Source organism: Paraburkholderia dinghuensis (genome assembly GCF_003837865.1).
GTDB classification, from domain to species: domain Bacteria; phylum Pseudomonadota; class Gammaproteobacteria; order Burkholderiales; family Burkholderiaceae; genus Paraburkholderia; species Paraburkholderia dinghuensis.
On the sequence record NZ_RQIS01000022.1, the window covers coordinates 22744 to 49079 of the forward strand.

At 65.4% G+C, this 26336-nt stretch carries 22 protein-coding genes; 15 read left to right on the top strand and 7 right to left on the bottom strand.

Annotation, left to right across the window (positions count from 1 at the left end):
• Positions 1–267 precede the first annotated feature (267 nt).
• The 3 genes from D1Y85_RS23355 (at position 268) to D1Y85_RS23365 (ending at position 2884) form a co-directional block, all read left to right on the top strand.
• Complete coding sequence (locus tag D1Y85_RS23355) at positions 268–1596, top strand: O-acetylhomoserine aminocarboxypropyltransferase (protein WP_124153452.1); 1329 nt, start codon at positions 268–270, stop codon at positions 1594–1596.
• Positions 1593–2411: an alpha/beta fold hydrolase gene (locus D1Y85_RS23360; RefSeq protein WP_124153453.1), complete on the top strand. Its 819-nt coding sequence runs from the start codon at positions 1593–1595 to the stop codon at positions 2409–2411. The genes D1Y85_RS23355 and D1Y85_RS23360 overlap by 4 nt, the downstream gene beginning before the upstream one ends.
• 152 nt (positions 2412–2563) lie before the next feature.
• The gene (locus tag D1Y85_RS23365) at positions 2564–2884 is read left to right on the top strand and encodes an Mpo1-like protein (RefSeq protein ID WP_124153454.1); all 321 of its coding nucleotides are present in this window, start codon (positions 2564–2566) and stop codon (positions 2882–2884) included.
• Between the two features lie 55 nt (positions 2885–2939).
• On the opposite strand, the gene D1Y85_RS23370 is transcribed toward D1Y85_RS23365, so the two are convergent.
• A complete protein-coding gene (locus D1Y85_RS23370; RefSeq protein WP_185219098.1) occupies positions 2940–4259 on the bottom strand; it encodes a YihY family inner membrane protein in 1320 nt (439 codons plus the stop codon).
• A 79-nt stretch (positions 4260–4338) separates the two neighbouring features.
• Between D1Y85_RS23370 and wrbA the strand changes: the two genes are divergently transcribed.
• From wrbA to D1Y85_RS23390, 4 genes are all read left to right on the top strand, one after another.
• Positions 4339–4941: an NAD(P)H:quinone oxidoreductase gene (gene wrbA / locus D1Y85_RS23375; protein WP_124153455.1), complete on the top strand. Its 603-nt coding sequence runs from the start codon at positions 4339–4341 to the stop codon at positions 4939–4941.
• Positions 4942–5045: 104 nt separating this feature from the next.
• The gene (locus D1Y85_RS23380; RefSeq protein WP_124153507.1) at positions 5046–5429 is read left to right on the top strand and encodes a DUF2069 domain-containing protein; all 384 of its coding nucleotides are present in this window, start codon (positions 5046–5048) and stop codon (positions 5427–5429) included.
• 220 nt (positions 5430–5649) lie between these two features.
• A complete protein-coding gene (locus D1Y85_RS23385) occupies positions 5650–7068 on the top strand; it encodes an FAD-binding oxidoreductase (RefSeq protein ID WP_124153456.1) in 1419 nt (472 codons plus the stop codon).
• Positions 7069–7105: 37 nt separating this feature from the next.
• Entirely contained in the window at positions 7106–7912 is an 807-nt protein-coding gene (locus D1Y85_RS23390; protein WP_124153457.1) for a metallophosphoesterase, read from the top strand.
• A 157-nt stretch (positions 7913–8069) separates the two neighbouring features.
• Here the strand turns inward: D1Y85_RS23390 and D1Y85_RS27230 are convergent, their stop codons facing one another.
• Positions 8070–8231 (bottom strand): hypothetical protein, encoded by a 162-nt coding sequence (locus D1Y85_RS27230; RefSeq protein ID WP_185219099.1) that lies wholly within the window; start codon positions 8229–8231, stop codon positions 8070–8072.
• Between the two features lie 179 nt (positions 8232–8410).
• Positions 8411–9349, bottom strand: coding sequence for a LysR family transcriptional regulator (locus D1Y85_RS23395; RefSeq protein WP_124153458.1), 939 nt, complete (start codon positions 9347–9349; stop codon positions 8411–8413).
• Between the two features lie 155 nt (positions 9350–9504).
• On the opposite strand from D1Y85_RS23395, the gene D1Y85_RS23400 reads away from it, so the two are divergent.
• The 6 genes from D1Y85_RS23400 to D1Y85_RS23425 all read left to right on the top strand — a co-directional run bounded on the left by D1Y85_RS23400 (position 9505) and on the right by D1Y85_RS23425 (position 17306).
• Positions 9505–11103 carry an efflux transporter outer membrane subunit gene (locus D1Y85_RS23400; protein WP_124153459.1) on the top strand — a complete coding sequence of 533 codons (1599 nt, stop codon included), beginning with the start codon at positions 9505–9507 and terminating at the stop codon, positions 11101–11103.
• A gap of 10 nt (positions 11104–11113) precedes the next feature.
• Complete coding sequence (locus D1Y85_RS23405; RefSeq protein WP_124153460.1) at positions 11114–13327, top strand: FUSC family protein; 2214 nt, start codon at positions 11114–11116, stop codon at positions 13325–13327.
• Positions 13317–13517, top strand: a complete 201-nt coding sequence (locus D1Y85_RS23410) for a DUF1656 domain-containing protein (RefSeq protein WP_124153461.1) — start codon at positions 13317–13319, stop codon at positions 13515–13517. Before D1Y85_RS23405 ends, D1Y85_RS23410 begins: the two co-directional genes overlap by 11 nt.
• A 23-nt stretch (positions 13518–13540) precedes the next feature.
• Positions 13541–14404: an efflux RND transporter periplasmic adaptor subunit gene (locus D1Y85_RS23415; protein ID WP_124153462.1), complete on the top strand. Its 864-nt coding sequence runs from the start codon at positions 13541–13543 to the stop codon at positions 14402–14404.
• Between the two features lie 223 nt (positions 14405–14627).
• Positions 14628–15194: a HyaD/HybD family hydrogenase maturation endopeptidase gene (locus D1Y85_RS23420; RefSeq protein WP_185219100.1), complete on the top strand. Its 567-nt coding sequence runs from the start codon at positions 14628–14630 to the stop codon at positions 15192–15194.
• Between the two features lie 210 nt (positions 15195–15404).
• Positions 15405–17306, top strand: coding sequence for a propionate--CoA ligase (locus tag D1Y85_RS23425; protein ID WP_124153464.1), 1902 nt, complete (start codon positions 15405–15407; stop codon positions 17304–17306).
• 89 nt (positions 17307–17395) lie between these two features.
• Here D1Y85_RS23425 and D1Y85_RS23430 read toward each other — a convergent pair whose 3' ends face one another.
• Together D1Y85_RS23430 and D1Y85_RS23435 are read right to left on the bottom strand one after the other, a co-directional pair.
• Positions 17396–18184 (bottom strand): 5'-methylthioadenosine/adenosylhomocysteine nucleosidase, encoded by a 789-nt coding sequence (locus tag D1Y85_RS23430; protein ID WP_124153465.1) that lies wholly within the window; start codon positions 18182–18184, stop codon positions 17396–17398.
• A 53-nt stretch (positions 18185–18237) separates the two neighbouring features.
• Positions 18238–20604, bottom strand: a complete 2367-nt coding sequence (locus D1Y85_RS23435; protein ID WP_124153466.1) for a UvrD-helicase domain-containing protein — start codon at positions 20602–20604, stop codon at positions 18238–18240.
• 322 nt (positions 20605–20926) lie between these two features.
• Here D1Y85_RS23435 and D1Y85_RS23440 point away from each other — a divergent pair, with 322 nt between their 5' ends.
• Together D1Y85_RS23440 and galU are read left to right on the top strand one after the other, a co-directional pair.
• Entirely contained in the window at positions 20927–23794 is a 2868-nt protein-coding gene (locus D1Y85_RS23440; RefSeq protein WP_124153467.1) for a valine--tRNA ligase, read from the top strand.
• Positions 23795–23908: 114 nt separating this feature from the next.
• Positions 23909–24790, top strand: coding sequence for a UTP--glucose-1-phosphate uridylyltransferase GalU (gene galU, locus D1Y85_RS23445; protein WP_124153468.1), 882 nt, complete (start codon positions 23909–23911; stop codon positions 24788–24790).
• A gap of 102 nt (positions 24791–24892) precedes the next feature.
• Here galU and D1Y85_RS23450 read toward each other — a convergent pair whose 3' ends face one another.
• Positions 24893–25120 carry a sulfurtransferase TusA family protein gene (locus D1Y85_RS23450; protein WP_124153508.1) on the bottom strand — a complete coding sequence of 76 codons (228 nt, stop codon included), beginning with the start codon at positions 25118–25120 and terminating at the stop codon, positions 24893–24895.
• Positions 25121–25219: 99 nt separating this feature from the next.
• Positions 25220–26275 (bottom strand): Gfo/Idh/MocA family oxidoreductase, encoded by a 1056-nt coding sequence (locus D1Y85_RS23455; protein ID WP_124153469.1) that lies wholly within the window; start codon positions 26273–26275, stop codon positions 25220–25222.
• Between the last annotated feature and the right edge of the window lie 61 nt (positions 26276–26336).

Sequence of the window (26336 nt, forward strand, 5' to 3'; positions counted from 1 at the left end):
AATGCCGCGTAAATAGGGGGAGATGCTGAATAGATACCTACCTGTTTTCGATCCTAGCGGAAAGGCTGCCAAAAGGAAAGCAAACGGGCTGCGGCATGCAAACCTGATCAGAACCGCGCCACTAGCCCATCCGTCCCGAAAAATCCGCCACGCGGAACCCATCTGCAGGCCGTCGCGCGAGGAAAGCCCCTGGCCGCGCGCCCAAGCGATGTTACGATTGCCTCACCTGATCTCCGACGCCGGCCAGGCGCCGGCCGCGCCGCCACGATGCCCGATACCCGTTTCGATACGCTCGCGCTGCATGCCGGCGCGGCACCCGACCCCGCCACCGGCGCCCGTGCGACGCCGATCTACCAGACCACCTCGTTCAGCTTCCGCGATACCGACCACGCCGCCGCGCTCTTCAACATGGAGCGCGCGGGCCATGTCTATTCGCGGATCTCGAACCCCACGGTCGCCGTTTTCGAAGAGCGCGTCGCCGCGCTCGAGGGCGGCGCGGGCGCGATCGGCACCGCGAGCGGCCAGGCCGCACTGCATCTCGCGATTGCCACGTTGATGGGCGCGGGCGCGCACATCGTCGCGTCGGCGGCGCTGTACGGCGGCTCGCACAACCTGCTCGATTACACGCTGCGTCGCTTCGGCATCGAGACGACCTTCGTCAAACCCGGCGACCTCGACGCGTGGCGCGCCGCGCTACGCCCCAACACGCGACTTCTCTTCGGAGAGACGCTCGGCAATCCGGGCCTCGACGTGCTCGACATCGCCGCCGTCGCTCAGATCGCGCACGATCATCGCGTGCCGCTCCTCGTCGATTCCACTTTCACGACGCCCTGGCTGCTGCGCCCCTTCGAACACGGTGCCGACTTCGTCTATCACTCGGCGACGAAATTCCTCGGCGGCCACGGCACGACGATCGGCGGCGTGCTCGTCGATGGCGGCACGTTCGACTTCGAGGCGTCGGGCCGCTTTCCGGAGTTCACCGAACCGTACGCAGGCTTTCACGGCATGGTGTTCGCCGAAGAGAGCACGGTCGCGCCTTTCTTGCTGCGCGCGCGCCGCGAGGGCTTGCGCGACTTCGGCGCGTGCCTGCACCCCCAGGCGGCGTGGCAATTGCTTCAGGGTATCGAAACGCTACCGCTGCGCATGGAACGGCACGTCGCCAATACGCGGCGCATCGTCGAGTTTCTCGTCGCGAACGAGGCGGTCGAATCGGTCGCGTATCCCGAATTGCCGGACCACCCCGATCACGCGCTCGCACAACACATGCTGCCGCGCGGCGCAGGCGCCGTGTTCAGCTTCAACCTGCGTGGCACACGCGAGGCGGGCAAACGCTTCATCGAATCGCTGTCGCTTTTCTCGCATCTCGCGAACGTCGGCGACGCGCGTTCGCTCGTGATCCATCCCGCCTCGACGACGCATTTCCGCATGGACGCGACCGCCCTCGCCGCGGCTGGCATCACGGAAGGGACGATCCGCCTCTCAATCGGACTTGAAGATCCCGACGACCTCATCGACGACCTCAAACGCGCGCTCAAGGCGTCGCAGAAGGCCGCGTCCAGCGCACGCGCGAAGACGGCTGGCAAGGAGGTGTCATGATCGTCGATGTGCAAGGCAAGCCGGTCTACGCCTACACCGGTACGCGAGCGTTCGATGCGGCGCGGCCTGTCGCCGTGTTCGTCCACGGCGCCGAGCACGATCACAGCGTCTGGGGCCTGCAATCGCGCTACTTCGCGCATCACGGCTTTTCCGTACTCGCCGTCGATCTGCCCGGCCACATGCGCAGCGCGGGCCCCGCGCTCACGAGCATCGGTGCGCTTGCCGACTGGCTCGCCGCGCTGCTCGATGCACTCGGCGTGCGCGAGGCGTTCGTCGCGGGACACAGCATGGGCTCGCTCGTCGCGCTCGAATTCGCGGCACGCCATCCGGAGCGCGTGCGCCGCGTGGCGCTCCTCGCCACCGCGTTTCCGATGACGGTATCGCCGATGCTGCTCGATGCCGCCCGCGAGCGCGAGCCCGAAGCGATCGCGCTCGTGAACCAGTGGTCGCATTCGACGCTTGCTGCGAAGCCGTCCAGTCCTGGCCCGGGCTTCTGGCTACGCGGCGTGAACCAGCGGCTGATGGAGCGCGTTTCGGCGCGCGGCGAGCCGCAACTCTTCCATACCGATTTCGCGGCCTGCAACGATTACGCGGACGGACTCGCGAGCGCGGCGAAGGTGCGCTGCCCGGTGCGGTTCGTGGTGGGACGGCTCGACGCGATGACGCCGCCGCGCGCAGCGCGCGCGATCGCCGATGCGCTCGCACAAGCCGGCGTGCCGGTGGACACGGTAACGCTCGACGCGGGCCACGCGCTGATGACCGAGCAGCCGGACGCGACGCTCGACGCGCTCTACACGTTTGCCGTGCATCCATAGGCCATCGAGCACGGGAAAGCATGGAGGCGTGCGAGCCGCCAGGTCGGCTTGCGCCACCCGACAGATCGCCGGAAAATGGGGTTGCCTTGCAGGATGGTTGCCGCAGCGTCCGGACAGCGCGCGAAGCACGCCGCCGCACAAAGGAGGAGACGATGAATCACGCAACCCACACCGAGCACTTCGCAAATTTCGCGGAGTTCTATCCGTACTATCTGAGCGAACATCGCAATCTCACGTCGCGGCGCCTGCACTTCATCGGCTCACTGGGCGTGATCGGCTGCCTCGCCATGGCCATCGCCACCGGCGTGTGGCTCTGGCTGCCGGCGGCAGTCGTTTGCGGCTACGGGTTCGCCTGGGTGGGCCACTTCGCGTTCGAGAAGAACCGCCCGGCCACCTTTCGTCACCCCATCTACAGCTTGATGGGCGACTGGGTGATGTTCTCGGATATCTGCCGCGGAAAGATCTCGCTCTAGATCTACAGGCCGCCAGCACTGCGGCCGCGCAATCGCCGCAATCGCCGCAATCACATCAAGCCGCCTGATGCGGCATCGATGGACGCGGTTGCGCGCTCTCCTCTACCGCGCTGTCCGCCTCGGCGCGCGATGCTGCCAGCAGCGTGGCAAGCGAGACGGCGAGCTTATCGTTGTCGAGTGCGTCAAGCAGCGTGCGCGCGTCGATGACGCTCGACTTCGCCTTGAGCTGATACGCGAGTTCCTTTCGATCGATCACGAAGCGGTCGAAGAGTCTCGCCACCGGAATGGCCGCGGGATTCGCGATCAGCAGGTAGTGCGGTTTCGCCCCGTCATTTTCCAGACGCCCGACGAGCAAGTCCTGCTCCATGCGGTCGATGAGCCACGTCACGGTCGCAAGGTCGCGCCGTAACGTCTGCGCAAGCTGCTCTGCACTGCGCCCTGGCTGGCCCGCCTCACGCGAGTGGGCAAGCTGCGCCAGCAGTTCGAGCGCATCGAGCAGGTCACTGCCGGCAAAGCGCGGCCGGTCGAAACGCCCGGTGCGGATCTCCGGCAGGGCTGACGTGATCATCGCGCCCACGAGCGTGATGAACCAGCTCAGATACACCCAGAGCAGGAACATCGGCGCGGCCGCAAACGCGCCGTAGACAGCGGTGTAGCTCGGTATGCGCCGCACGTAAAAACCGAAGCCGCGCTTCGCGCATTCGAACGCGACGGCCGCCGCGATGCCGCCCACCAGCGCGTCGCGCCACGCGACGCGACAGTTCGGCATGTAGACGTAGAGCATCGTGAACGCAAGCGCCGTGAGCGGCAGCGTCGCGACTGCAAGCGCCCAGTCGAACAACCCGGAGACGTGCTGCTCGGTCGCGATGGCGAGCGAACGCGTGAAGAAGTACGACGAGATCGAGAGACTCACGCCGATGAGGATCGGACCGAGTGTGAGAATCGACCAGTAGACGAGCACGCGCTGCGCGAAAGGCCGTGACTTGCGCACGCGCCAGATCAGGTTGAACGCCGATTCGACCGTCATCATCGTCATCACCGACGTGACGAACAGCACGATCATGCCCATCGTCGTCAGGCCCTTGGCCTTCGACGCGAACTGGTTGAGGTACCGGAAGATCTGGCTGTTGATCTGCGCAGGCATCAGGTGATCGGCCAGAAAAGCCTGCAGCGAATTCTGGAACGACGCGAAGTCGGGAAACGCCGTGAAAAGCGCGAACGCGACCGTCGCAAGCGGCACGAGCGAGAGCAGCGTCGTGAACGTGAGGCTGCCCGCGACCTGCGGAATGCGATCTTCACGGCTGCGCCGCACGGCGAAGCGCGCGAGCCGCTTCACGATGTCCAGATCAATGCGAATCCTCGACAACACGTCCATCTGCCCGCCTTCCCGAAACGATGCGCCGCATGAGCGGGCAACCCAGCCTTATATAATATCGCGACCACCGACGAGGCCTATGAAACCCATCCTTGTGCTTTATTACAGCCGGCACGGCGCGACGCTCGACCTGGCGCGCGCGATTGCCCAGGGCATCGACAGCATCCCCGGCGCGGAGGCCCGCGTGCGGACCGTCCCCCCCGTTTCGACGGTCTGCGAAGCCACGCAACCCGATATCCCCGACGATGGTCCGCCCTACGCTGAACTGCGCGACCTCGAGGAATGCGCGGGACTCGCGCTCGGCTCGCCGACGCGCTTCGGCAACATGGCCGCGCCGCTCAAGTACTTCCTCGACGGCACGACGCCACAGTGGCTCTCCGGCGCGCTCGCGGGCAAGCCGGCCTGTGTGTTCACATCGACGGGAAGCCTTCACGGCGGCCAGGAGAGCACGCTGCTTTCGATGATGCTGCCGCTCCTGCATCACGGCATGCTGCTCCTCGGCATTCCTTATACCGAGAGCGCGCTCACGACCACGCAAGGCGGCGGCACGCCCTACGGCGCGTCGCACCACGCGCGCGCCGACGGCCGCGGCCACGGCCTTTCCGCCGATGAAAAAGCGCTTGCGTTCGCGCTCGGTGCACGGCTGGCGCGCACGGCGACCGCGCTGGGTGAGCAACCGTGAGCGGGCGCAGAGACGAATACGCGCACGACGACGCCCATGCGGCCGACTCGCCGCGCGCAGCCAGCGCACCCCACGCCACGCAATCGACGTACGACGCTGCCGACATGTCCAACGCCATTACGCCAAGCCGCCGCGCCGCGCTCGGCGCTTTCGTCACGCTCGCGGCGCTTGCACTTTTTTGCGTCGCCTGGGAATGGCGGCTTGCGCCGCTCCGTCCGGGTGGCAGCGCGCTCGTGCTAAAGGCGCTGCCGCTCATGATCGCGCTGCCGGGTGTGCTGCGCCGGCGCATCTATACGCTGCAGTGGGCATCGATGCTGGTGCTGCTCTATCTCGCAGAAGGCATCGTGCGCGGCATGACGGATCCGGCACCGGGCAACCGGCTCGGCTGGGTCGAAGTCGCCCTCGCGCTCGGCTTCTTCGCGTGCGCACTCGCCTACGTCGCACCGTTCAAGCGCGCAGCACGGCGCCGCAAGCGCGAAGCGGCATGAATGTGAACGGGTGTCAGCTGCACGGCCGCCGCGCCAACCGGCGAGGCGGCGCACCTATCGCACAGGTCGCACCGCCGGCACCGCCCGAACGCCGTCCCGCCACGGCAGCGGCCTGAGAGCGAGCGCACATAGGTCACGTCAGCCGTGTCAAACTGAAACATCTGCCCAAAGTTATGAGCGACGCTCGCGTTTCCCCGCCCCCGCCCGCAGCCCCGACATCATGACCAACACCGCCTTTCTCGAAGCCTGCGCCGCCGCGATCGGCGCGCAGCACGTCCTGACCGACGCCGACGATGCGGCACCCTACCTCGGCGACTGGCGCCGCCGCTATCAAGGCGCAGCGCGCGCCGTGCTGTGCCCGGCCGACACCGCTGAAGTCGCGGCCATCGTGAAGCTCGCTCGCGAGCATCGCGTCGCGCTGGTGCCGCAAGGCGGCAATACCGGCCTCGCGGGCGGCGCGACACCCGACGCGTCCGGCCAGCAAGCCGTGCTGAGCCTGCGGCGCCTGAACCGCGTGCGCGAGATCGATCCCCACAACAACACCATTACCGCGGAAGCCGGCGTGATACTCGCCGACGTCCAGACGCGTGCGCTCGAAGCCGGGCGTCTGTTCCCGCTATCGCTCGCGTCGGAGGGCAGTTGCACGATCGGCGGCAACCTCTCGACGAACGCCGGCGGCACGGGCGTACTGCGTTACGGCAACACGCGCGAGCTGTGCCTCGGACTCGAAGTCGTCACGCCGGAGGGCGAGATCTGGGACGGGCTGCGCGGCCTGCGCAAGGACAACACCGGCTACGATCTGCGCGACCTGTTCATCGGCGCCGAAGGGACGCTCGGCGTCATTACTGCCGCAGTGATGAAGCTGCACCCGCAACCGGCCGCGCGCGTCACCGCGCTCGCAGGACTCGGCTCTGCCTACGCCGCGCTCGATTTCCTCGCGCTCGCGCAGCGCCACGCCGGGCCGCTCCTGACCGGCTTCGAGCTGATGTCGGACTTCTGCATGCAGCTCGTCGGGCGCCATTTCCCACAGATGCGCTACCCGTTCCAGACGCGGCACGCGCAGGTCGTGCTGCTCGAACTCTCCGACAACGAGAGCGAGGAACACGCGCGCACGCTCTTCGAACGCCTGATGCAAACCGCGCTCGAAGAGGGCCTCGTGGAAGACGCCGTAGTCGCCGAAAGCCTCGCGCAATCGCAGGCGTTCTGGGACCTGCGCGAACACATCTCGCTCGCCCAGTCGCAGGAAGGCCTGAACGTGAAGCACGACGTCGGCGTGCCGATCTCGCGTATCGGCCAGTTCATCGAAGAGACGGACGCCGAAATCGCGCGCGAGGTGCCAGGTGCGCGCATGGTGACGTTCGGCCACCTCGGCGACGGCAACCTGCACTACAACGTGCAGGCGCCCGTTGGCGGCGATCCGAAGCGTTTCCTCGCGGAAAACGAGAAAACCTTGAACCGCATCGTCTACGACAGCGTGCAACGCCATCGCGGCACGATCAGCGCGGAACATGGTCTCGGGCAGTTGAAAGTCGACGAAGCAGCGCACTACAAGAGCGCAGTGGAGCTGAAATTGATGCGTGCGATCAAGGCGGCACTCGATCCCTTGAACCTCATGAATCCGGGCAAGGTGCTGCGCTGATTGCGCGCGCGGGAGGAATCAATCTGGAGACGACATCGTGAAAATCCGCGTGCTGTCTGACCTGCATCTGGAGAACGACGAGCCCGACACGATCCCGCATGCGCAGGCCGATCTCGTCGTGCTCGCGGGGGACATCCACAACCACGCGCTCGGCTTGCGCTGGGCGGCTGAAACATTCGATCCGCAGGTGCCGGTCGTCTACGTGCCGGGCAACCACGAGTACTACGACGGCGAGTTCGGTGCACTGGAAACGGCGATGCGCGACGCCGCATCCACCGTCGACCATGTCCACTTCCTGAATAACGCGGCGCTCGTCGATCCGGCGGGCGGCTGGCGCGTGCTCGGCACGACGCTGTGGACGGACTTCGCGCTCTTCGGCGCCGACGACGCGGCGCGCGCGGAGGCGATTGCCGCCGCGAAGCGCGTGATGCTCGACTTTCGCGGATTGATCCAGGTATCGTGGCCGGACCGCCCCGACGCACTGGCGCACGACTTCACGCCGCAGGACTCGCTCGCACTGCACGCGCACGCGCTCGCGTGGCTGAAAGAGGAGCTTGCGAAACCGTTCGCGGGCAAGACGATTGTCGTCTCGCATCACGCGCCTCACCGGCAGAGCCTTGCTCCGCGCTACGCGGATGATCTGGTCTCGGGCGGCTTCGTGAGCGACCTCGATGCGCTGGTGCGAGCGCCGGTTGCGCTATGGGTGCACGGACACACACACTCGTGCTTCGACTACGCGGTCAACGGCACGCGCGTCGTGTGCAATCCGCGCGGCTATCGCGATCGGCGCACCGGGCAGCCGGAGAACCCCACGTTCGCGTGGGACAAGGTCGTGGAGATCTGACGGGTGTCGACACAGCGAGTCGCCACCCGTCGGACAGGAACCCGCCGGGCCACACTCGCTGAAAGAAAGAAGAATGTTGGAGCGTGTCAGGGTGACAGCTTTAGACACCGTTCTGCCCGTCGTCACCACGACGCAACGCGCCGAGCCAGCGGCACGTTCAGCGCAAGCCTCGCGACCGTGCCGGTGCATCGTCTGCACGCCGTGAACGCAGCGACACGGGCTGAAGCCGCGAGCGGCGCATGTTCAGAAGATCGCGTGACGCGGCGATGCCGATCAGGCCCACCATCACGGCGATGCCGATCATCAGATGCGTATCCATGGAAACTCCGGGTCTGGCGAGAGTTGAACGTTGGCGGCAAAGAGTCCCGCTACGTTAGCAAAGCGCCGGAAGCCCGGGCGTAAGGAAGTGTTGCGATACGCGTCGCCTGTAACGGCCTGTCACAAGTCCAGTAGCCCGCGACGTAGCCCGAGCCACCGGCACGCACGCTGGCGCTGGGTTCAGGTACGCGCGAACTTGCGCAGTTCGGTCTGATCGTTCGCGAGCGTGACCGGCAGTCTCTCGCGCAGCAGTTCCACCCAGGTACGGATCTTCGCGTCGAGATACTGGCGCGACGGGTACATCGCGTACACATTCATCTCCTGCGATTTGTATTCGGGCAGGATCCAGACGAGTTCGCCGCTGCGCAGCCCGCCGATGGCCGAATAGATTGGCAAGAGGCCGACACCCATGCCCTCGCGCACCGCCACCGCCATTGCCTCGGCGACGTTCACCTGGAACGTCGCAGCGCCGAGGTTGATGGTTTCTTCGCCGCCGGGGCCGGTGAACTTCCATTGCGCAGTCGGGAAAACCGGCGTTACGAGTTGCAGGCAGGTGTGATTGGCGAGATCACTGGGTGTCTTTGGCACACCGCGGCGCTCCAGATACGCAGGCGCCGCACACGCGATACTGAACGCGCTCGCGATGCGCTGCGAGACGAACCCTGAATCGGGCAGGTCGGTGGCAAGAACAAGCGCCACGTCGTAGCCCTCGTCGAGCAGATCCGGCATGCGCTGCGCGAGCGTCAGTTCCACGCTCACATCCGGGTAGGCCTCCTGGTACGCGCCCACCGCCGGGACGACATAGTGCTGGCCGAAGCTCGTCATCGCGTGGATCTTCAGCTTGCCCGCGGGCTGCGCCTGCGCGTGGCCCGCCTCCGCTTCCGCCTCGTCGACATACGCGAGAATCTGCTCGCAGCGCTGCAGGTAGCGCTCCCCCGCCTCCGTGAGCGCGATCCGGCGTGTCGTGCGGTTCAAAAGACGCGTACGCAGATGCGCCTCCAGATCCGACACCGCGCGCGAAGCATATGCAGTCGTCGTATTCAGGTGTTGCGCGGCGCCCGTGAAGCTGCCCGCCTCGACCACCCGAACGAATACCCGCATGTTTTGGAGCGTGTCCATACCCATCCTTTTTTGACAGATGGATTGTTACATATTTTGCAAGGTCAATTGTCTCAGTTGTGGCAAGAATGCCTTGCATTCTTACCGGTTATTCGGGAATAGATCAAAAAATATAATGGCGCTCATTGTTCTATAGTCAAGACAGGGAGTAAATTGTGCGCCCTTCGATACCGCAAGGACTCGCAGCATCCGGAGTTCTTACGTTCTCGTTGATAATCGCAGGTTGCGCCAGCACTGGGGGCATCGCACCGCAAGCGACGCGGACCGATGCGTCGCAGCTCGACGCCGGATCGGCCATCCGCGCGGCCAACGCCGACGCCCAGTGGCCCGTCAGCGACTGGTGGCGAAGCTACAACGACCCGCAGCTCAACGCCTGGATCGACGCATCGGTGGCCGGTAACCCGTCGCTCGCGGCCGCACAGGCGCGCGTGCGCGAGGCGCGCTCGATGGCGGGCGTCGCCGCAGCGGGCCTCCTGCCGCAGATCAACGGCAACATGTCGATCCAGCGCCAGCAATGGGCCGATAACGTCTTCTACGGCCCCGGTCCGCTCGCCGGCACGAATACCTGGAACAACACCGCGACGCTCGGCCTCTCCTACCACCTCGATCTGTGGGGTCAGGGCAAAAACAGCGCCGAGCGCGCGCTCGACCTCGCCCACGCAAGCGCCGCCGACGCGCGTGCGGCCCAGCTCGAACTCGAAGTCAACGTGACGCGCGCGTACATCGGACTCTCGATGAACTACGCGTTACTCGATATCGCGCAGCAAACACTTCGCGAACAACAGAACATCCTCGCGCTCGCGCAAAGGCGCCTTGCAGGCGGCATCGGCACACAGCTCGAAGTCAGTCAGGCGCAAACACCGCTGCCCGAATACGAACGCCAGGTCGACGCGCTCGAAGAAGCGATTGCGCTCGGCAAGAACCAGCTTGCCGCGCTCGCGGGCAAGGGCCCCGGCGCGGGCGAGTCGATCGCGCGCCCGGCGCTCTCGCTCGCGAGCCCGGCGGGCCTGCCCTCGGCGTTGCCTGCGGAGCTGATCGGCCATCGCCCCGACATCGTCGCGGCGCGCTGGGTCGTGGCCGCGCAGGCGCGCGGCATCGACGTCGCGAAAGCCGAGTTCTATCCGAACGTGAACCTGCTCGTCTCGATGGGCGGCTACGCCGCAGCGGGCCCGCTGTTCCAGTTCCTCAAGTCGATGAGCGGCAGCTACACCGCCGGCCCTGCATTCTCGCTGCCGATCTTCGACGGCGGGCGCCTGCGCGCGCAACTCGGCGCGCAGTCGGCGGCCTACGATATCGCCGTCGATCAGTACAACCAGACCATCGTCACCGCGCTCAAGGAAATCGCCGACCAGGTCGTGCGCATGCGCTCGCTCGCGACCCAGGATGACGACGCGCATCGTTCGGTCGCGGCTGCACAGCGCAACTTCGATCTCGCGAAGGAAGGCTTCCGACGCGGTCTCACCGACTATGTGAATGTGCTGATCGCGCAGACGCAGTTGCTGCGCGCGCAGGAAGGTCTCGCGCGCATCGGCGCTGAGCGCCTCGCCGCGCATGCCACGCTGGTGGCGGCGCTGGGCGGCGGCGCGATCGATCCGGCCCAGGGCCCTGAAGCGCTCGGACCAGCCGACGCCGACCAACTGCCCGCACACGGCAAGAAGACTCGCGACGTGCCGCTCGCGCCCGCGGCACTGCTCGCGCCGAGGCTCCCCGATGCCGATGCGCCGGCCAGTCGCCCGGTCCAGCGCGACGAGTAAGGCCACGCGCATGCAGTCTTCCTCCTCGACATCCACGCGCGTGTCCGGCCCGCGTTTTGCCGCTGCCATCGCCGACTGGGCGCGCACCGACGGTCTCGTCTGGATCTATCTGTTCAAGGCGATCATCGCGGCGCTGCTTGCGCTCGGCATCGCGATGAAGCTCGACTTGCCGCAGCCGCGCACCGCGATGACCACCGTCTTCATCGTGATGCAGCCGCAAAGCGGCATGGTGTTCGCGAAGAGCACGTGGCGGATCTGCGGCACGCTCGTCGGCCTCGTCGTGATGCTCGGACTGATCGGTCTGTTCGCGCAGCAGCCTGAGCTGTTCATCGTGTCGACTGCGCTGTGGGTCGGCATCTGCACGGCCGGCGCCGCGCGCAACCGTAACTTCCGCTCTTATGGCTTCGTCCTCGCGGGCTACACCGCCGCGTTGATCGGCATCCCGGCCTCGCAGCATCCCGACACCGCGTTCATGTCGGCGCTCACGCGCGTCGCGGAAATCTCGCTCGGCATCTTGTGCTCGGGTCTCGTCAGCGCCGTCGTCTTTCCGCAATTCTCGGGCAACCTGCTGCGCACGACGGTGCGCAAGCGTTTCTCGTCGTTCGTCGATTACGTGTCGGGCACGCTCGCAGGACGCGTCGAGCGCTCGCAGATCGAGGCGACCAACGCACGCTTCGTCGCGGACGTGGTCACTTTCGAGGCAACGCGCAGCGGCGCGATTTTCGAGTCGCCCGAATCACGCGGCAGGGCCGGTCGATTTGCACGCCTGAACAGCGAGTTCATGACCGCTTCCACGCGCTTTCACGCGCTTCATCAACTGATGAACCGGCTGCGCAGCGAAGGCGCCTCGTCGACCGTCGAAGCGCTCGAGCCGTACTTCCACGAGATCGTGCCACTGCTCGCGAGGGGCGGCGAGCCGGTGCTCTCGGCGGCCGATGCCGTGCACGTTTCGCAGCAGCTGGAAGCATGGCGCGCAACACTCCCCAAGCGCGTACGCGCCACGCGCGCCGCGCTCGTTGCGAACGGCGCCGCGAATCTCCTCGAATTCGACACAGCGACCGAACTGCTCTATCGGTTCATCCACGAGATGCACGAGTACACGGACACCTATGCATCGCTCGCCGTCGACTCCCACGCGCGCGAAAAGTGGATCGCGCGCTACGTGCCGAAGACGAACTGGATCGCGGCGGGCGTCGCGGGACTGCGCGCGGCGGTCGTGATGACGCTGCTCGGCGCGTTCTGGATCGCCACAGCCTGGCCGAGCGGCACGAATCTCGTCCTCAACGCGGCGGCAACGAGCGCACTCGCGGCGTCATCGCCTTACCCGGCGCGCACGGCGAGCCAGATGGCCGTGGGCACCGTGCTCGCATCGTTCGTCGGCATGATCCTCACGTTCGGCGTGTTTCCGCACATCGACGGCTTTCCGCTGCTGGCTCTCGTGCTCGCGCCCACGCTCGCGTTCGGCGTATTCCTCACGACGCGCCCGAAGTACGCTGGCATCGGCATGGGCTATTGCATCTTCCTGTGCTTTCTCGCGGGCCCGGACAACGTGATGCAGTACAACCCGATGAGCTACATGAACGACGCGCTCGCACTCGTCGCGGGGATCGCGGTTTCGGCAGCGGCCTTCGCCGTGTTTCTTCCGCCCTCCACGCGGTGGCTGCGAAACCGTCTCTTCGCGGATTTGCGCAGCCAGGTCGTGCATGCCTGCGGCACGCGCCTGAAAGGCCTTCGCAACCACTTCGAGAGCGGCGCGCGCGACCTGATGTTCCAGATCAACGCGCTCGCGGGCGCCGACCACTCACTCAAGCGCGACACGCTAGGCTGGCTCTTTTCGGTGCTCGAAGTGGGCAACGCCGTGATCGACCTGCGCAACGAACTCGCTACGCTGCCGGCGCAACCTTGCTACGCTGCGGGCACGGCATGGCGCGAAGCAATCCGCGCGATGCTCGGTGCAGTGAGCGCGCTTTTCGCGCGCCCCGGCGAGCGCCGCTATCAGAACGCGCTCGCCGCCACCGACGCGGCCATCGTCGCAGCCCAGGCGTTGCTGCAAAGCATCGAAGCGCCGCGCGAAGAACGCCATCAGTTGCAGCGCATCCTCAGCCATCTGCATTTCATCCGTACCGCGCTCATCGACCCGCAGTCGCCGCTGTCGCCACACCAGGCACACCCGGCGCGCACGGCGAGCGAAGGCGCGCCGCAAGGAGCCAACCATGCCGCGTGACGTCGCGTTTCTTGACGCCTACATTCCGGCGATCGTCCTGCTGTTCATCCTCGGTTCGGCGATCACCTGGGTGCTCGACTCCGTACTGGCCCGCACGGGCATTTACCGCGTCGTCTGGCACCCCTCCCTATTCCGTGTGAGCCTGCTCGTGATTGTGTGCTGCGTGCTGGGCCTCGCCGTCTATCGTTGAACCGCCCAGTAGTCCGAACAAACATGACACTCCGAAACATCATTGGCTTTATCGCGACGGCGATTATCTTCATCGTCGCCATCCTGATCGGGCGCGTGCTGTGGGTCCACTACATGGACGAGCCGTGGACCCGCGACGGTCGCGTGCGCGCCGAAGTGGTCAACATCGCGCCCGACGTCTCGGGCGCGGTGGTCGAATTGCCCGCGCAGGACAATCAGTTCGTCCACAAGGGCGACCTGCTGATGCAGATCGACCCATCGCACTACCAGATCGCCGTGGAAGAAGCGCAGGCGGCCGTGGCCGCGCGCAAGGCGGAGCTGACGATGCGCCAGGACGATGCGAAGCGCCGCGCCGACATGGACAGCCTCGTCGTCTCGAAGGAAAACCGTGAAAACGCATCGCACACCGCGAACGCGGCGCAGGCACAGTACCAACAGGCACTCGCCGCGCTCGATGCTGCGAAGCTCAATCTGGAACGCACGCGCGTCGTCTCCCCCGTGGACGGCTACATAACGAACCTCCAGGTGTTCAAGGGCGACTACGCAATCGCGGGCCAGGCGAAGCTTGCCGTGGTGGACAGCCACTCGTTCTGGGTCTACGGCTACTTCGAGGAAACCAAGCTGCCGCACGTGAAGCTGGGCAACAAGGCCGAGATCAAGCTGATGAGCGGCGGCACGCTCGAGGGCCACGTCGAGAGCATCTCGCGCGGCATCTACGACCGCGACAATCCGCAAAGCCGCGAGCTGCTCGCCGATGTGAACCCGACGTTCAACTGGGTGCGACTCGCGCAACGCGTGCCGGTGCGCATTCACATCGACAAGGTGCCGGACGACATGATCCTCGCCGCGGGCACGACCTGCACGGTGATCGTGAAACCGGGAACCTGAACACGCCGCCCGAAACGCGATTTCCCTTTCATCGATAAGACAAAGAGCGCCCTCGGGCGCTCTTTTTTTAATTCAGCAAAACTTGTTCCGACAGAACAAATCCAGGTTATGCCAAGAGGTTTCAAATAATCTTCAAGTCCCGCTAAATTTGATTTGAATCAAGCCCGAATTCGGAGTGACCCAAGATTATTCTCATTCCCGAATCCGATGCCGATCCTCCAGCGTGAACCTGAACCCTATCCACGAAGCCCAACGCACCGCCTCGCCCACGCGCGAGCGCATCGTCGTCCTTGGCATCGGCAACACTCAGTGGGGCGATGCGGGCTTCGGCGTACGCGCAGTCGAGCGCCTCAAGGCGGACTGGCAATGCGCGGCGAACGTGGAAGCAGTCGTTGGCGGCACGCAGGGGCGTGCATTGCTGCCGCTCGTCGAATCCGCCGGCAGGCTGATCGTGTTTAACATCGCGGATTTCGGCGTCGCACCGGGCACGCTGCGTCTATGCGTCAATGACACCGCCCTCGACCACTTGCACACGCGCGGCGTAGGCGTGCATCAGATGGATTTCGCCGATGCGCTCGCCTGCGCCCGACTCAAGGGCCGCGCACCGCGCCATCTCGTGCTGATCGGCGTACAGCCGCTCGAACTCGACGCCTATGGCGCCGACCTCGACCCCGTCGTGCGTGCGAAACTGGACCCCGCCGTCGAAGCGGCCTGCCGCCAGCTGCGACGCTGGCGAGCAGCCCCGCGCCGGCGTGAAGCGCCGATGCGGGGCATGCGTACGGCCGCCTAGCTGCCCATTGCGGCCTCATACGTCGATACTGGCATCGAATAGATCGACGTCAAACAAATACGGGGCGCATCATGGAGAACCCGCGTTGTCCGTCTACGTTGCACTGCACTATCCTCAAAAATTCATGACGGCGATCCGGCCGCACGCTTTTTACATGGGACGGCACGAGGCGCCAAAGCGCCAGGTGTGGGCAACAGGAGGAGTGTTTTCATGCGCAGCTACCGCGACTTTCACCGCGAATCGATTGACGCCCCAGAAGACTTCTGGCGGCGAGAAGCGTCGCGCATCCATTGGGAAACGCCGTTCGACACCGTGCTCGACGGGTCGAATCCGCCATTCGCGCGCTGGTTCTGCGGCGGTCGCACGAACCTGTGCTTCAACGCGGTCGACCGGCATCTAGCCTCGCGCGCGCAGCAGAACGCGCTCGTCTACGTCTCGACCGAGACCGGCATCGAGCGCCGGTACACCTACGCCGAACTCCACGCCGAAGTGAACCGCATGGCCGCCGTGATGCGCTCGCTCGGCGTGACGCGCGGCGAGCGTGTGCTGATCTATCTGCCGATGATCCCCGAAGCCGTGTTCGCCATGCTCGCGTGCGCACGGCTCGGCGCAATCCATTCGGTGGTGTTCGGCGGCTTCGCGGCGCCGTCGCTTGCCGCGCGCATCGACGACGCAAAGCCCGTGCTGATCGTCAGCGCCGACGCCGGCGCGCGCGGCGGCAGGGTCATCGACTACACGCCGCTCGTCGACGAGGCCATGTCGCGCGCACAGCACGCCCCGCAGCACGTGCTGCTGATCGACCGGCAGCTCGCGCCCAATCGCCTGCAAGCGAGCTATTTCGTCAATTACGAGCCGCTGCGCGAGCAGTACTACGACGCGCAGATCCCGTGCGAATGGCTCGAATCGAACGAACCGTCGTACATCCTCTACACGTCGGGCACGACCGGCAAGCCCAAGGGCGTGCAGCGCGACGTCGGCGGCTATGCGGTCGCGCTCGCGGCATCGATGGAATACATCTTCGAAGGCCGCCCAGGCGACACGATGTTCACCGCGTCGGATATCGGCTGGGTGGTCGGGCACAGCTACATCATCTATGCGCCGCTTCTCGCGGGCATGACGACCGTCATGTACGAAGGCACGCCGATCCGCCCCGACGGCGGCATCTGGTGGCGTCTCGTCGAGCAGTACCGCATCAACCTCATGTTCACCGCGCCCACGGCGATCCGCGTGCTCAAGAAACAGGACCCGGCCCTCTTGCGCGCCGCCGATCTGTCGAGCCTGCGCACGCTGTTCCTTGCTGGCGAGCCGCTCGACGAACCGACTGCCACGTGGATCTCGGACGCGCTCGGCAAGCCTGTTGTCGATAACTACTGGCAGACCGAAACCGGCTGGCCGATGCTCGCGATTCAACGCGGTGTCGAGGCGCTGCCGCAAAAGCTCGGCTCGCCGGGCGTGCCTGTCTACGGCTACGGCCTCACGCTGCGCGACGAGAACACAGGCGAGCCGTGCGCGACGGGCGAAAAAGGCGTGATCACGCTCGATTACCCGTTGCCGCCGGGCTGCATGCAGACCGTCTGGGGCGACGACGCGCGCTTCGTGAAGACCTACTGGGAAAGCGTGCCGGGCCATCAGGTCTACTCGACGTTCGACTGGGGCGTGCAGGACACCGAGGGCTACGTGACGATCCTCGGCCGCACCGACGACGTCATCAACGTCGCCGGTCACCGCCTCGGCACGCGCGAGATCGAGGAAGCGATTTCATCGCATGCGGCGGTCGCGGAAGTGGCCGTGGTGGGCGTGGAGGATGCACTGAAAGGCCAGGCGGCGCTGGCGTTCGTCGTGCTGCGCGATGCGAATGCCGCCGCCGATCCGGCTGCGGCCAAAACGCTCGAAGCGGCGATCGCGGCGACCGTCGATCGCAATCTCGGCGCGATCGGGCGGCCTGCACGCGTGCATTTCGTCGCGATGCTGCCGAAGACCCGCTCGGGCAAGCTGCTGCGCCGTGCGATCGCGGCACTCGCCGAAGGCCACGATCCGGGCGATCTGCCGACGATCGAAGATGCTTCGGCGCTGGAGCAAATCCGCGAAGCCGTCGGAAATCGCGCGGCCTGATCCGCGCTTCGCTGCTGGCTGAGCGTCACACGTTCGCGACGCTCAGCCGACGCTTCGCCCGTCACGGCTTCACGAGCAGCGCTTCCGTATCAGCGCGACTGGGCAGCGTACGCAGCAAGGAAACGCTTGAGAATGCCCGTGGAATAGGTCCCGGCGATATCGGTGAGGAACGTGGTGAACGACGTGCTCGCGTGTTCATCCGCCGTGTCGGAAATCGTGCGCACCACGGCGCACGGCACGCCGTACTCGTGACAGACCTGCGCGATCGCCGCGCCTTCCATTTCGACCGCGAGCGCTTCGGGGTGCGCCTCGCGCAACCCGCCCACCGCCTGCGCACTGGCGACGAACTGATCGCCGCTGATCACGAGCCCGCGATGAACGCGCGGCATCGCCGTGTGAAAGTGCGCCGCGAGCGCTGTCCCCTCTTCCGTGACGAAGCGCTCGCACGCGTCAGCGAGCGTTGCTGCGAGCGCGCGGTCGGCGTCGAAGCGCGCACGCCCGAGCAGCGGAATTTCGAAGCGCGGAAAGAGCGGTTCGGCGTTCATGTCGTGCTGCAAGAGCGTCTCGCCGACCACGATGTCGCCGATATGCACCGAAGACCCGACACCGCCCGCCACGCCCGTGAACACGATGCCCTCGACATCGAATGCATGGATCAGCGCGCTCGCCGTGGCCGCGGCTGCGACCTTGCCGACGCGCGCCAGCGTCACGACGCACGGCACGCCGTGCACGGTGCCGACGTGATAATCGCGCTGCCCGAGCGTACGCGTCACGACGCCCGATTCCGCCTGCATCGCCGAGATGAGATCGCCGAGTTCCTGGGGCAGTGCGGCGAGCACACCGAGCGGACGCGCCTGGGCGCGGGACGTTGTATTCATCGCTGTATTTTTCCGTGAGGTTCAGTCAGGCCAGAGCGCCAGGTCATGCCCGGTCATTCCACCGGCTGCAGCTTCGCCACCGCGAGCGCGAGCCATTTCTCGCCGTGGCGCTTGAAGCGGACCTGCGCCTTCGCGTCGGTGCCACTGCCTTCGAGTGCCGTGATCGTACCTTCGCCGAATTTCGTGTGGAAGACCTGCTGGCCGACGCGAAAGCCCGTTTCGGCCGCGCGCTGCTCGTTGGCGAACGACGGCAACGGCGTGTTGTCCGCGACGTAGGCGTCGCGCTCGCGACCACCGCCATTGCCCCCACCCTGACGCGCGAACCAGTCGCGGCCCCAGCCCGCATTGTCGGAGCGGCCGCCCCAGCGCGCACCCGCCTCGACCTTCGGCGTGAGCCACTTGAGCGTCTCCTGCGGCAGTTCGTCGAAGAAGCGCGAGCGCACGTTGTAGCGCGTCTGGCCGTGCAGCATGCGACTCTGCGCGAACGACAGATAGAGCCGCTCCTTCGCGCGCGTGATCGCGACATACATCAGGCGACGCTCCTCTTCGAGGCCGTCTGCTTCCATCGCGCTGTTCTCATGCGGGAAAAGCCCCTCTTCGAGCCCGGTAATGAACACGGCGGTGAACTCAAGACCCTTCGCCGCGTGGACGGTCATCAGTTGCACGGCATCCTGGCCCGCCTGCGCCTGGTTGTCGCCCGCTTCGAGCGACGCGTGCGAGAGAAAGCCGGCAAGCGGCGTCATGACGTCGGGATTCTGCGCGGGATCCGTAATGGTCGGCGCGTCGAGCACTTCGATCTCACCGTCCTGCGACACGATCTCCAGCGCCGACGATGCACCCGGACGCAGCGGAATCGAGCGCGCGGGTGTGTCGAGCCCGTAGCCCTCTTCGCTCACAAATGCGGTGGCCGCATTGACGAGTTCCTGCAGGTTCTCCAGCCGGTCCTGGCCTTCTCGCTCGCCCTGATAGAAATCGGCGAGGCTGCTCATGCGCACCGTGTACTCGACCGTCTCCGGCAGGCTCATCTGCGCCGTTTCCGCGCGCATCTTCGCGATGAGATTCGCGAACGACGCGAGGCTCGATCCGGCCTTACCGGTGACATAAGGAATCGCCGAGGCCATCGAGCAGTTGTAGAGTCGCGCCGCGTCCGCGAGCTGTTCGATCGAGCGCGCGCCGATGCCGCGCGTCGGGAAGTTCACGACGCGCGCGAAGGCGGTGTCGTCGTTCGGATTGTCGATGAGGCGCAGATATGCGAGCGCGTGCTTGACTTCCTGACGCTCGAAAAACCGCAGGCCGCCGTACACCTTGTACGGAATCCCCGCGTTCACGAGCGTGTGCTCGATCGTGCGCGACTGAGCGTTGCTGCGATAAAGCACCGCGACCTCGTTGCGCGCGAGGCCCTGGTTGATCAGCGCACGGATCTCCTCGACGATCCAGCCCGCTTCCTGCGAATCGGTCGCCGCCTCGTAGACGCGCACCGGCTCGCCGTGGCCCGCGTCGGTGCGCAGGTTCTTGCCGAGACGGCGCGAGTTATGCGCGATCAGATGGTTCGCCGCGTCGAGAATATGGCCGTGCGAGCGGTAGTTCTGCTCCAGCTTGATCATGTGCTTCACGCGGAACTCGTTCTCGAAGTCGCGCATGTTGCCGACGTTCGCGCCGCGGAACGCGTAGATCGACTGGTCGTCGTCGCCCACGGCGAAGATCGCGTTGTTCGAGCCCGCCAGCAGCTTCAGCCACGCGTACTGGAGCTTGTTGGTGTCCTGAAACTCATCGACGAGGATGTCGCGAAAGCGCGCCTGATAGTGTGCGCGCAGCGGCGGATTGTGCGCGAGCAGTTCGTAACAGCGCAGCAGCAACTCCGCGAAATCGACGACACCCTCGCGCTGGCACTGCTGGTCGTAGGCTTCGTAGAGTTCGACGAACTTGCGGTTGAAGTTGTCCGTGACGTCGACGTCTTTCGGCCGCAAGCCCTGCTCTTTCGCGTTGTTGATGAAGTACTGGAGGTTCTTCGGCGGGTACTTCTCGTCGTCGACGTTCAGGCCCTTCATCAGGCGCTTGATGGCGGAAAGCTGATCGGCCGTGTCGAGGATCTGGAAGGTCTGCGGCAGGCCCGCGTCGCGGAAATGCGCACGCAGCATGCGGTTGCACAGGCCGTGGAACGTGCCGATCCACATGCCGCGAGTGTCGATGGGCAGAAGCGCCTGCAGGCGCCCCATCATTTCGCGCGCGGCCTTGTTCGTGAAGGTCACGGCGAGAATCGTGGCGGGCGACGCGAGCCCCTGCTGGATCAGCCAGGCGATGCGCGTGATCAGGACGCGCGTCTTGCCGCTGCCGGCCCCGGCGAGGATCAGCGCCGGTTCGTTCGGCAACGTGACGGCGGCGTGTTGTTCGGGGTTCAGGTTTGCAAGCAGGTCGGGCATGGGGTGCGCGGGCAGTAAGGATGCGCGCGCGGGTGAATGGAAGCGCGCGCCGATGAAAGGCCGACCGCCATTATAAGTCCCGCCTGTCCTGGCTATGGAGCCCACCCCGACCGCGACGCCCGCGGCTGGCACACCGTCGGCACGTCTCGAATGCACGCTTCGGACGCATCGCCGCACAGTGGGTGCGACCGCCGTTGTCCGCCTCATCGGCTTCATCCGCCACAGCGCGGGCGCTTCACGCGCCGCCCGGCACCATCGGGGCGGGCGGCATTCCCCTTATAATCGAAGGTTTCCGCATCCATTTAATCGGCAGATTCCACCCATGAGCGACAGCACGCTAGCGAAAAGCTTCGAGCCCCAGACGATCGAGGCCCAATGGGGCCCCGAATGGGAGCGCCGCGGCTACGCCGCCGCGACCTTCACGCCCGGCCGCAACAACTTCTCGATCCAGTTGCCGCCGCCCAACGTCACCGGCACGCTGCACATGGGGCACGCGTTCAACCAGACGATCATGGACGGCCTCGCGCGCTATCACCGCATGCTCGGCGAGAACACGCTGTGGGTGCCGGGCACCGACCACGCGGGCATCGCGACGCAGATCGTCGTGGAGCGCCAGCTCGACGCGCAGAAAATCTCGCGCCACGACCTCGGCCGCGAGAAGTTCGTCGAACGCGTATGGGAATGGAAGCAGCAGTCGGGCTCGACGATTACGGACCAGGTCCGGCGCCTCGGCGCGTCGATCGACTGGTCGCGCGAATACTTCACGATGGACGACAAGATGTCGGCCGCCGTGCGCGACGTGTTCGTGCGCCTCTATGAACAGGGCCTGATCTACCGCGGCAAACGCCTCGTGAACTGGGACCCGGTGCTGCTCACGGCCGTCTCGGACCTCGAAGTCGTGAGCGACGAAGAAAACGGCAACCTGTGGCACCTGCGCTATCCGCTCGCGGACGGCTCGGGTCATCTGACGGTCGCGACGACACGTCCCGAAACGATGCTCGGCGATACGGCCGTGATGGTCCATCCCGAAGACGAGCGTTACGCGCACCTGATCGGCAAAATGGTGAAGCTGCCGCTCACGGACCGCGAGATCCCCATCATCGCCGACGACTACGTCGATCGCGAATTCGGCACAGGCGTCGTGAAGGTCACGCCCGCGCACGACTTCAACGACTACCAGGTGGGCCAGCGCCACGGCCTGCCGACGATCGAGATACTCACGCTCGACGCGAAGATCAACAACAACGCGCCGCAAAAGTATCGCGGCCTCGACCGCTTCGAGGCTCGCAAGCAGGTGGTCGCCGACTTCGAGGCACAAGGTCTCCTCGAATCGGTGCAGCCGCACAAGCTGATGGTGCCGCGCGGCGACCGCACGGGCGTGGTGATCGAGCCGATGCTGACGGACCAGTGGTTCGTCGCGATGAGCAAGCCCGCGCCCGAAGGCACGTTCAACCCGGGCAAGTCGATCACCGAAACCGCACTCGACGTCGTGCGCAACGGCCAGATCAAGTTCGTGCCGGAAAACTGGACGACGACCTACTACCAGTGGCTCGAAAACATCCAGGACTGGTGCATCTCGCGCCAGCTCTGGTGGGGCCATCAAATTCCGGCGTGGTACGGCGATAACGGCGAGATCTTCGTCGCGAAGAGCGAGGAAGAGGCCCGCGCGCAAGCCGGGGCAAAGGGTTACACGGGCGCATTGAAGCGAGACGAAGACGTGCTCGACACGTGGTTCTCGTCGGCGCTCGTGCCGTTCTCATCGTTGGGCTGGCCTGCGGATACGCCCGAACTGAAGGCGTTCCTGCCGTCCTCCGTGCTCGTGACGGGCTTCGACATCATCTTCTTCTGGGTCGCGCGCATGGTCATGATGACCACGCACTTCACCGGCAAGGTGCCGTTCGAGACGGTGTACATGCACGGCCTCGTGCGCGACGCCGAAGGCCAGAAGATGTCGAAGAGCAAGGGCAACACGCTCGACCCGATCGATATCGTCGATGGCATCGACCTCGAAGCGCTGGTCGCCAAGCGCACCACGGGCCTCATGAACCCGAAACAGGCTGCGACCATCGAGAAGAAGACGCGCAAGGAGTTCCCGGACGGCATCGCCGCATTCGGCACCGATGCGCTGCGCTTCACGATGGCTTCGATGGCCACGCTCGGACGCAATGTCAACTTCGATCTCGCGCGCTGTGAGGGCTACCGCAACTTCTGCAACAAGCTGTGGAACGCGACGCGCTTCGTGCTGATGAACTGCGAAGGTCACGACTGCGGCTTCTCGAAGCCCGGTCCGTGCGAGCCGGGCGACTGCGCGCCAGGCGGCTACACGGACTTCTCGCAGGCCGACCGCTGGATCGTCTCGCTGCTGCAGCGCGTGGAAATGGAAGTCGCGAAGGGTTTCGCCGACTACCGCTTCGACAATGTGGCCAACGCCCTGTACAAGTTCGTCTGGGACGAATACTGTGACTGGTATCTGGAGCTCGCGAAGGTGCAGATCCAGAGCGGCACGCCCGCACAGCAGCGCGCCACGCGCCGCACGCTGTTGCGCGTGCTGGAAACGGTGTTGCGCCTCGCGCATCCGGTCATTCCGTTCATCACGGAAGCGCTCTGGCAGAAGGTCGCACCGCTCACCGACGCGTATCCGCAGAACGTGGCCGCAGGCGAAGCGTCGATCATGGTGCAGGCGTATCCTGTCGCTCAACCGAAGAAGCTCGACGAAGCCGCCGAAACGTGGGCCGCAGACCTGAAGGCTGTGATCGATGCATGCCGCAACCTGCGTGGCGAGATGAACCTCTCGCCCGCCACGAAGGTGCCGCTGCTCGCAACCGGAAACGCGGCGCGGCTCGCCACTTTCGCACCGTATGCGCAGGCGCTCGCGCGTCTGTCAGAAGTCCAGATCATCGCCGACGAAGCGGCGCTCGACGCGGCATCGGAAGGTGCGCCGGTCGCGATCGTCGGGACGGACAAGCTCGTGCTGAAGGTTGAAATCGACGTCGCCGCCGAACGTGAACGATTGTCAAAAGAGATCGCACGTCTGACTAACGAGGTGTCAAAATGCACCGCAAAGCTGAGCAATGACAGTTTCGTTGCAAAGGCGCCCGCTGCCGTCGTTGAGCAGGAGCAGAAAAGACTGGCAGAATTCAAAGTTACGTTGGACAAGCTGACCGCGCAGCTCGGGCGGCTGCCGGCCTGAGAGCCGATCCGGCAAACAGGAAGCGACGCGCGGCTACCGAAGCGGGAACCTGAACAGGAACTGAACAGGAACCTAAGCGGAAACCGCGCTGCCGCCAGGACCAGGACTAAAGACATGCTAAAAGTTACAAAAGCGGTATTTCCGGTGGCGGGCCTCGGCACGCGCTTTCTTCCGGCTACAAAGGCCAGCCCGAAGGAGATGCTGCCGGTCGTTGACAAGCCGCTTATCCAGTACGCCGTTGAAGAGGCCGTAGCGGCCGGAATCACCGAAATGATCTTCGTGACCGGGCGCAGCAAGCGCGCGATCGAGGACCATTTCGACAAGTCCTACGAGATCGAGGCGGAACTCGAAGCACGTGGCAAGGCGAAACTGCTCGAGGTCGTCCGCAACATCAAGCCGCACAACGTCGACTGCTTCTACGTGCGCCAGCCGGAGGCGCTCGGCCTCGGCCACGCGGTGCTCTGCGCCGAGAAGCTCGTGGGCGACAATCCGTTCGCCGTGATTCTCGCCGACGACCTGCTCTACGGCACGCCGCCCGTGATGAAGCAGATGGTGGAGGTGTTCGACCACTACCATAGCTCGGTGCTCGGCGTGGAAGAGATTCCGCCGTCGGAGACGCGCTCGTACGGCATCGTCGAAGGCAAGGAGTGGGAAGATTCGATCGTCAAGCTCTCGGGCATCGTCGAGAAACCGGCACCCGAAGACGCGCCGTCGAACCTCGGCGTCGTGGGCCGTTACGTGCTCAAGCCGCGCATTTTCAATCATCTGCGCTCGATCAAGCCCGGCGCCGGTGGTGAGATTCAGCTCACGGATGCAATCCAGTCGCTGCTCGCCGACGAGCAGGTGCTCGCGTACAAGTATCACGGCACGCGTTTCGACTGCGGCAGCAAGCTCGGCTATCTGAAGGCGACCGTCGAATTCGCGCTGCGCCACGCTGAAGTGGGGGCCGACTTCGCCGAGTATCTGCATTCGCGCAAGCCGGTGATGGAAGGCTAAACACCGCGCATTGCACGGCAAGCGCTGCAAACGAAATGGCCCGCGACGAACGCGGGCCATTTTTTTGTGTGCCGCTTTTCAGCAGCGGCAGTGCTGCGGCTTTCAGCGCCTGCGCATCAGGAATACAAACGTCTCATCCTGCCTGGAGCTTTCGACGATCTCGTTGCCCGTCTGCTTCGCGAACGCGGCGAAATCGCGCTGCGAGCCGGGGTCGGTCGCGCTGACCTTGAGAATCTGGCCGCTTTCCATATCGGCAAGTGCCTTCTTGGCGCGCAGGATCGGCAGCGGGCACTTCAGCCCGCGCGCGTCGACTTCCTTGTGAATCTGAATCTGCATCGGGGTAGGATCCTTCGGGCGGCGCGCCGGGCACGGCGCACACAATAGTCTCAATTTTACCGCAGGCGCGCCCGGATCGACGCGGCTCGATGGTCACAGTACGACGGCCTGCCCCGTGCGCATCGACTCGCGCAGCGCCTGGCCGATGCGCGTCGCCTCCAGCGCGTCTTCCAGCGTCGCGCCCTGCCCACCCATACCCGCGCCTTCGCCCATGCGCTCACGCACCGCCGCCACGAACGCGTGGGCCTCGACGAGAAACGCCTCCTCGAAGCGGTCGAAGAAAGTGGGCGTGCATTCGCTGCGCACGCCGTGCGCATCGTAGATCTCGACGCGGTTCGCGCTTGGAATATGTCCGATCGCGAGTGCGCCCGCCGTGCCGATCACCTCGCTCGACGTATCGTTGCCGTGCGCCATCGTGCGCGACGCGTAGAACATGGCGAGCGCGCCGCCCTCGAATTCGCAGATCGCGACGCCGTTATCGACGTCTCCCGCCGCTCGCAGTCCTTCGTGCAGCGCGATTGTCCCGCTCGCAAAGACGCGCGTCGCGCGCGGCTTGCCGAGGAGCCAGCGGGCGACATCGATGTCGTGCACGGTGCAATCGAGGAAGATGCCGCCCGACGTGGGCGCAAAGCGTACAAAAAAGCCTTCCGGATCGTTGAGGTCGCTGGTTTGCGAGCGCACCAGGAACGGACGCCCGATCGCACCCGCCTGCACTTTCGCGAACGCGTCCTGGTAGCTCGGATCGAAGCGGCGCATGAAACCGATCGTCACCTGCTGGCCCTCGTAGCGGCGCGACTCGGCCACCACGCGCTCGCACTCGGCAACGTCGAGCGAAAGCGGTTTTTCGCAGAACACGTGCTTGCCTGCGCGTAACGCGTCGATGATCTGCTGCGCGTGCAGCGACGAAGGCGTGACGAGACAGACGGCATCGAGCGCGTCGTCGGCCAGCAGTTGAGCGTAGTCCATGTGCAGGCGCGCGGCAGGCAACGCATCGCGTGCCCATGCGAGATCGTCTTCGAGCGGACTGCACGCCGCCACGAGCGTCGCATCCGGCACGCGGTACGCGAGATTCTTCGCATGCCGCCGCCCAAGCCGCCCGAGTCCCGCCACGCCCACGCGCAATGGCCGGGCCCGATCAGTCGCTTGCATCGTTCGCCTCCTTCCCGTGCTGCCTATGCGGCAAAAGTCCTCTGTACGATCCCTTACGCGT

What these genes read in the sequence shown, in the direction of transcription:
- D1Y85_RS23360 (WP_124153453.1), top strand. Translation starts at nt 1,593, where the DNA reads ATGATCGTCGATGTGCAAGGCAAGCCGGTCTACGCCTACACCGGTACG.
- D1Y85_RS23355 (WP_124153452.1), top strand. Translation starts at nt 268, where the DNA reads ATGCCCGATACCCGTTTCGATACGCTCGCGCTGCATGCCGGCGCGGCA.
- D1Y85_RS23410 (WP_124153461.1), top strand. Translation starts at nt 13,317, where the DNA reads ATGCCGCGTGACGTCGCGTTTCTTGACGCCTACATTCCGGCGATCGTC.
- D1Y85_RS23395 (WP_124153458.1), bottom strand. Translation starts at nt 9,349, where the DNA reads ATGGACACGCTCCAAAACATGCGGGTATTCGTTCGGGTGGTCGAGGCG.
- D1Y85_RS23385 (WP_124153456.1), top strand. Translation starts at nt 5,650, where the DNA reads ATGACCAACACCGCCTTTCTCGAAGCCTGCGCCGCCGCGATCGGCGCG.
- D1Y85_RS23425 (WP_124153464.1), top strand. Translation starts at nt 15,405, where the DNA reads ATGCGCAGCTACCGCGACTTTCACCGCGAATCGATTGACGCCCCAGAA.
- D1Y85_RS23405 (WP_124153460.1), top strand. Translation starts at nt 11,114, where the DNA reads ATGCAGTCTTCCTCCTCGACATCCACGCGCGTGTCCGGCCCGCGTTTT.
- D1Y85_RS23370 (WP_185219098.1), bottom strand. Translation starts at nt 4,259, where the DNA reads ATGGACGTGTTGTCGAGGATTCGCATTGATCTGGACATCGTGAAGCGG.
- D1Y85_RS23415 (WP_124153462.1), top strand. Translation starts at nt 13,541, where the DNA reads ATGACACTCCGAAACATCATTGGCTTTATCGCGACGGCGATTATCTTC.
- D1Y85_RS23440 (WP_124153467.1), top strand. Translation starts at nt 20,927, where the DNA reads ATGAGCGACAGCACGCTAGCGAAAAGCTTCGAGCCCCAGACGATCGAG.
- galU (WP_124153468.1), top strand. Translation starts at nt 23,909, where the DNA reads ATGCTAAAAGTTACAAAAGCGGTATTTCCGGTGGCGGGCCTCGGCACG.
- D1Y85_RS27230 (WP_185219099.1), bottom strand. Translation starts at nt 8,231, where the DNA reads ATGGATACGCATCTGATGATCGGCATCGCCGTGATGGTGGGCCTGATC.
- D1Y85_RS23365 (WP_124153454.1), top strand. Translation starts at nt 2,564, where the DNA reads ATGAATCACGCAACCCACACCGAGCACTTCGCAAATTTCGCGGAGTTC.
- wrbA (WP_124153455.1), top strand. Translation starts at nt 4,339, where the DNA reads ATGAAACCCATCCTTGTGCTTTATTACAGCCGGCACGGCGCGACGCTC.
- D1Y85_RS23430 (WP_124153465.1), bottom strand. Translation starts at nt 18,184, where the DNA reads ATGAATACAACGTCCCGCGCCCAGGCGCGTCCGCTCGGTGTGCTCGCC.
- D1Y85_RS23380 (WP_124153507.1), top strand. Translation starts at nt 5,046, where the DNA reads ATGTCCAACGCCATTACGCCAAGCCGCCGCGCCGCGCTCGGCGCTTTC.
- D1Y85_RS23435 (WP_124153466.1), bottom strand. Translation starts at nt 20,604, where the DNA reads ATGCCCGACCTGCTTGCAAACCTGAACCCCGAACAACACGCCGCCGTC.
- D1Y85_RS23455 (WP_124153469.1), bottom strand. Translation starts at nt 26,275, where the DNA reads ATGCAAGCGACTGATCGGGCCCGGCCATTGCGCGTGGGCGTGGCGGGA.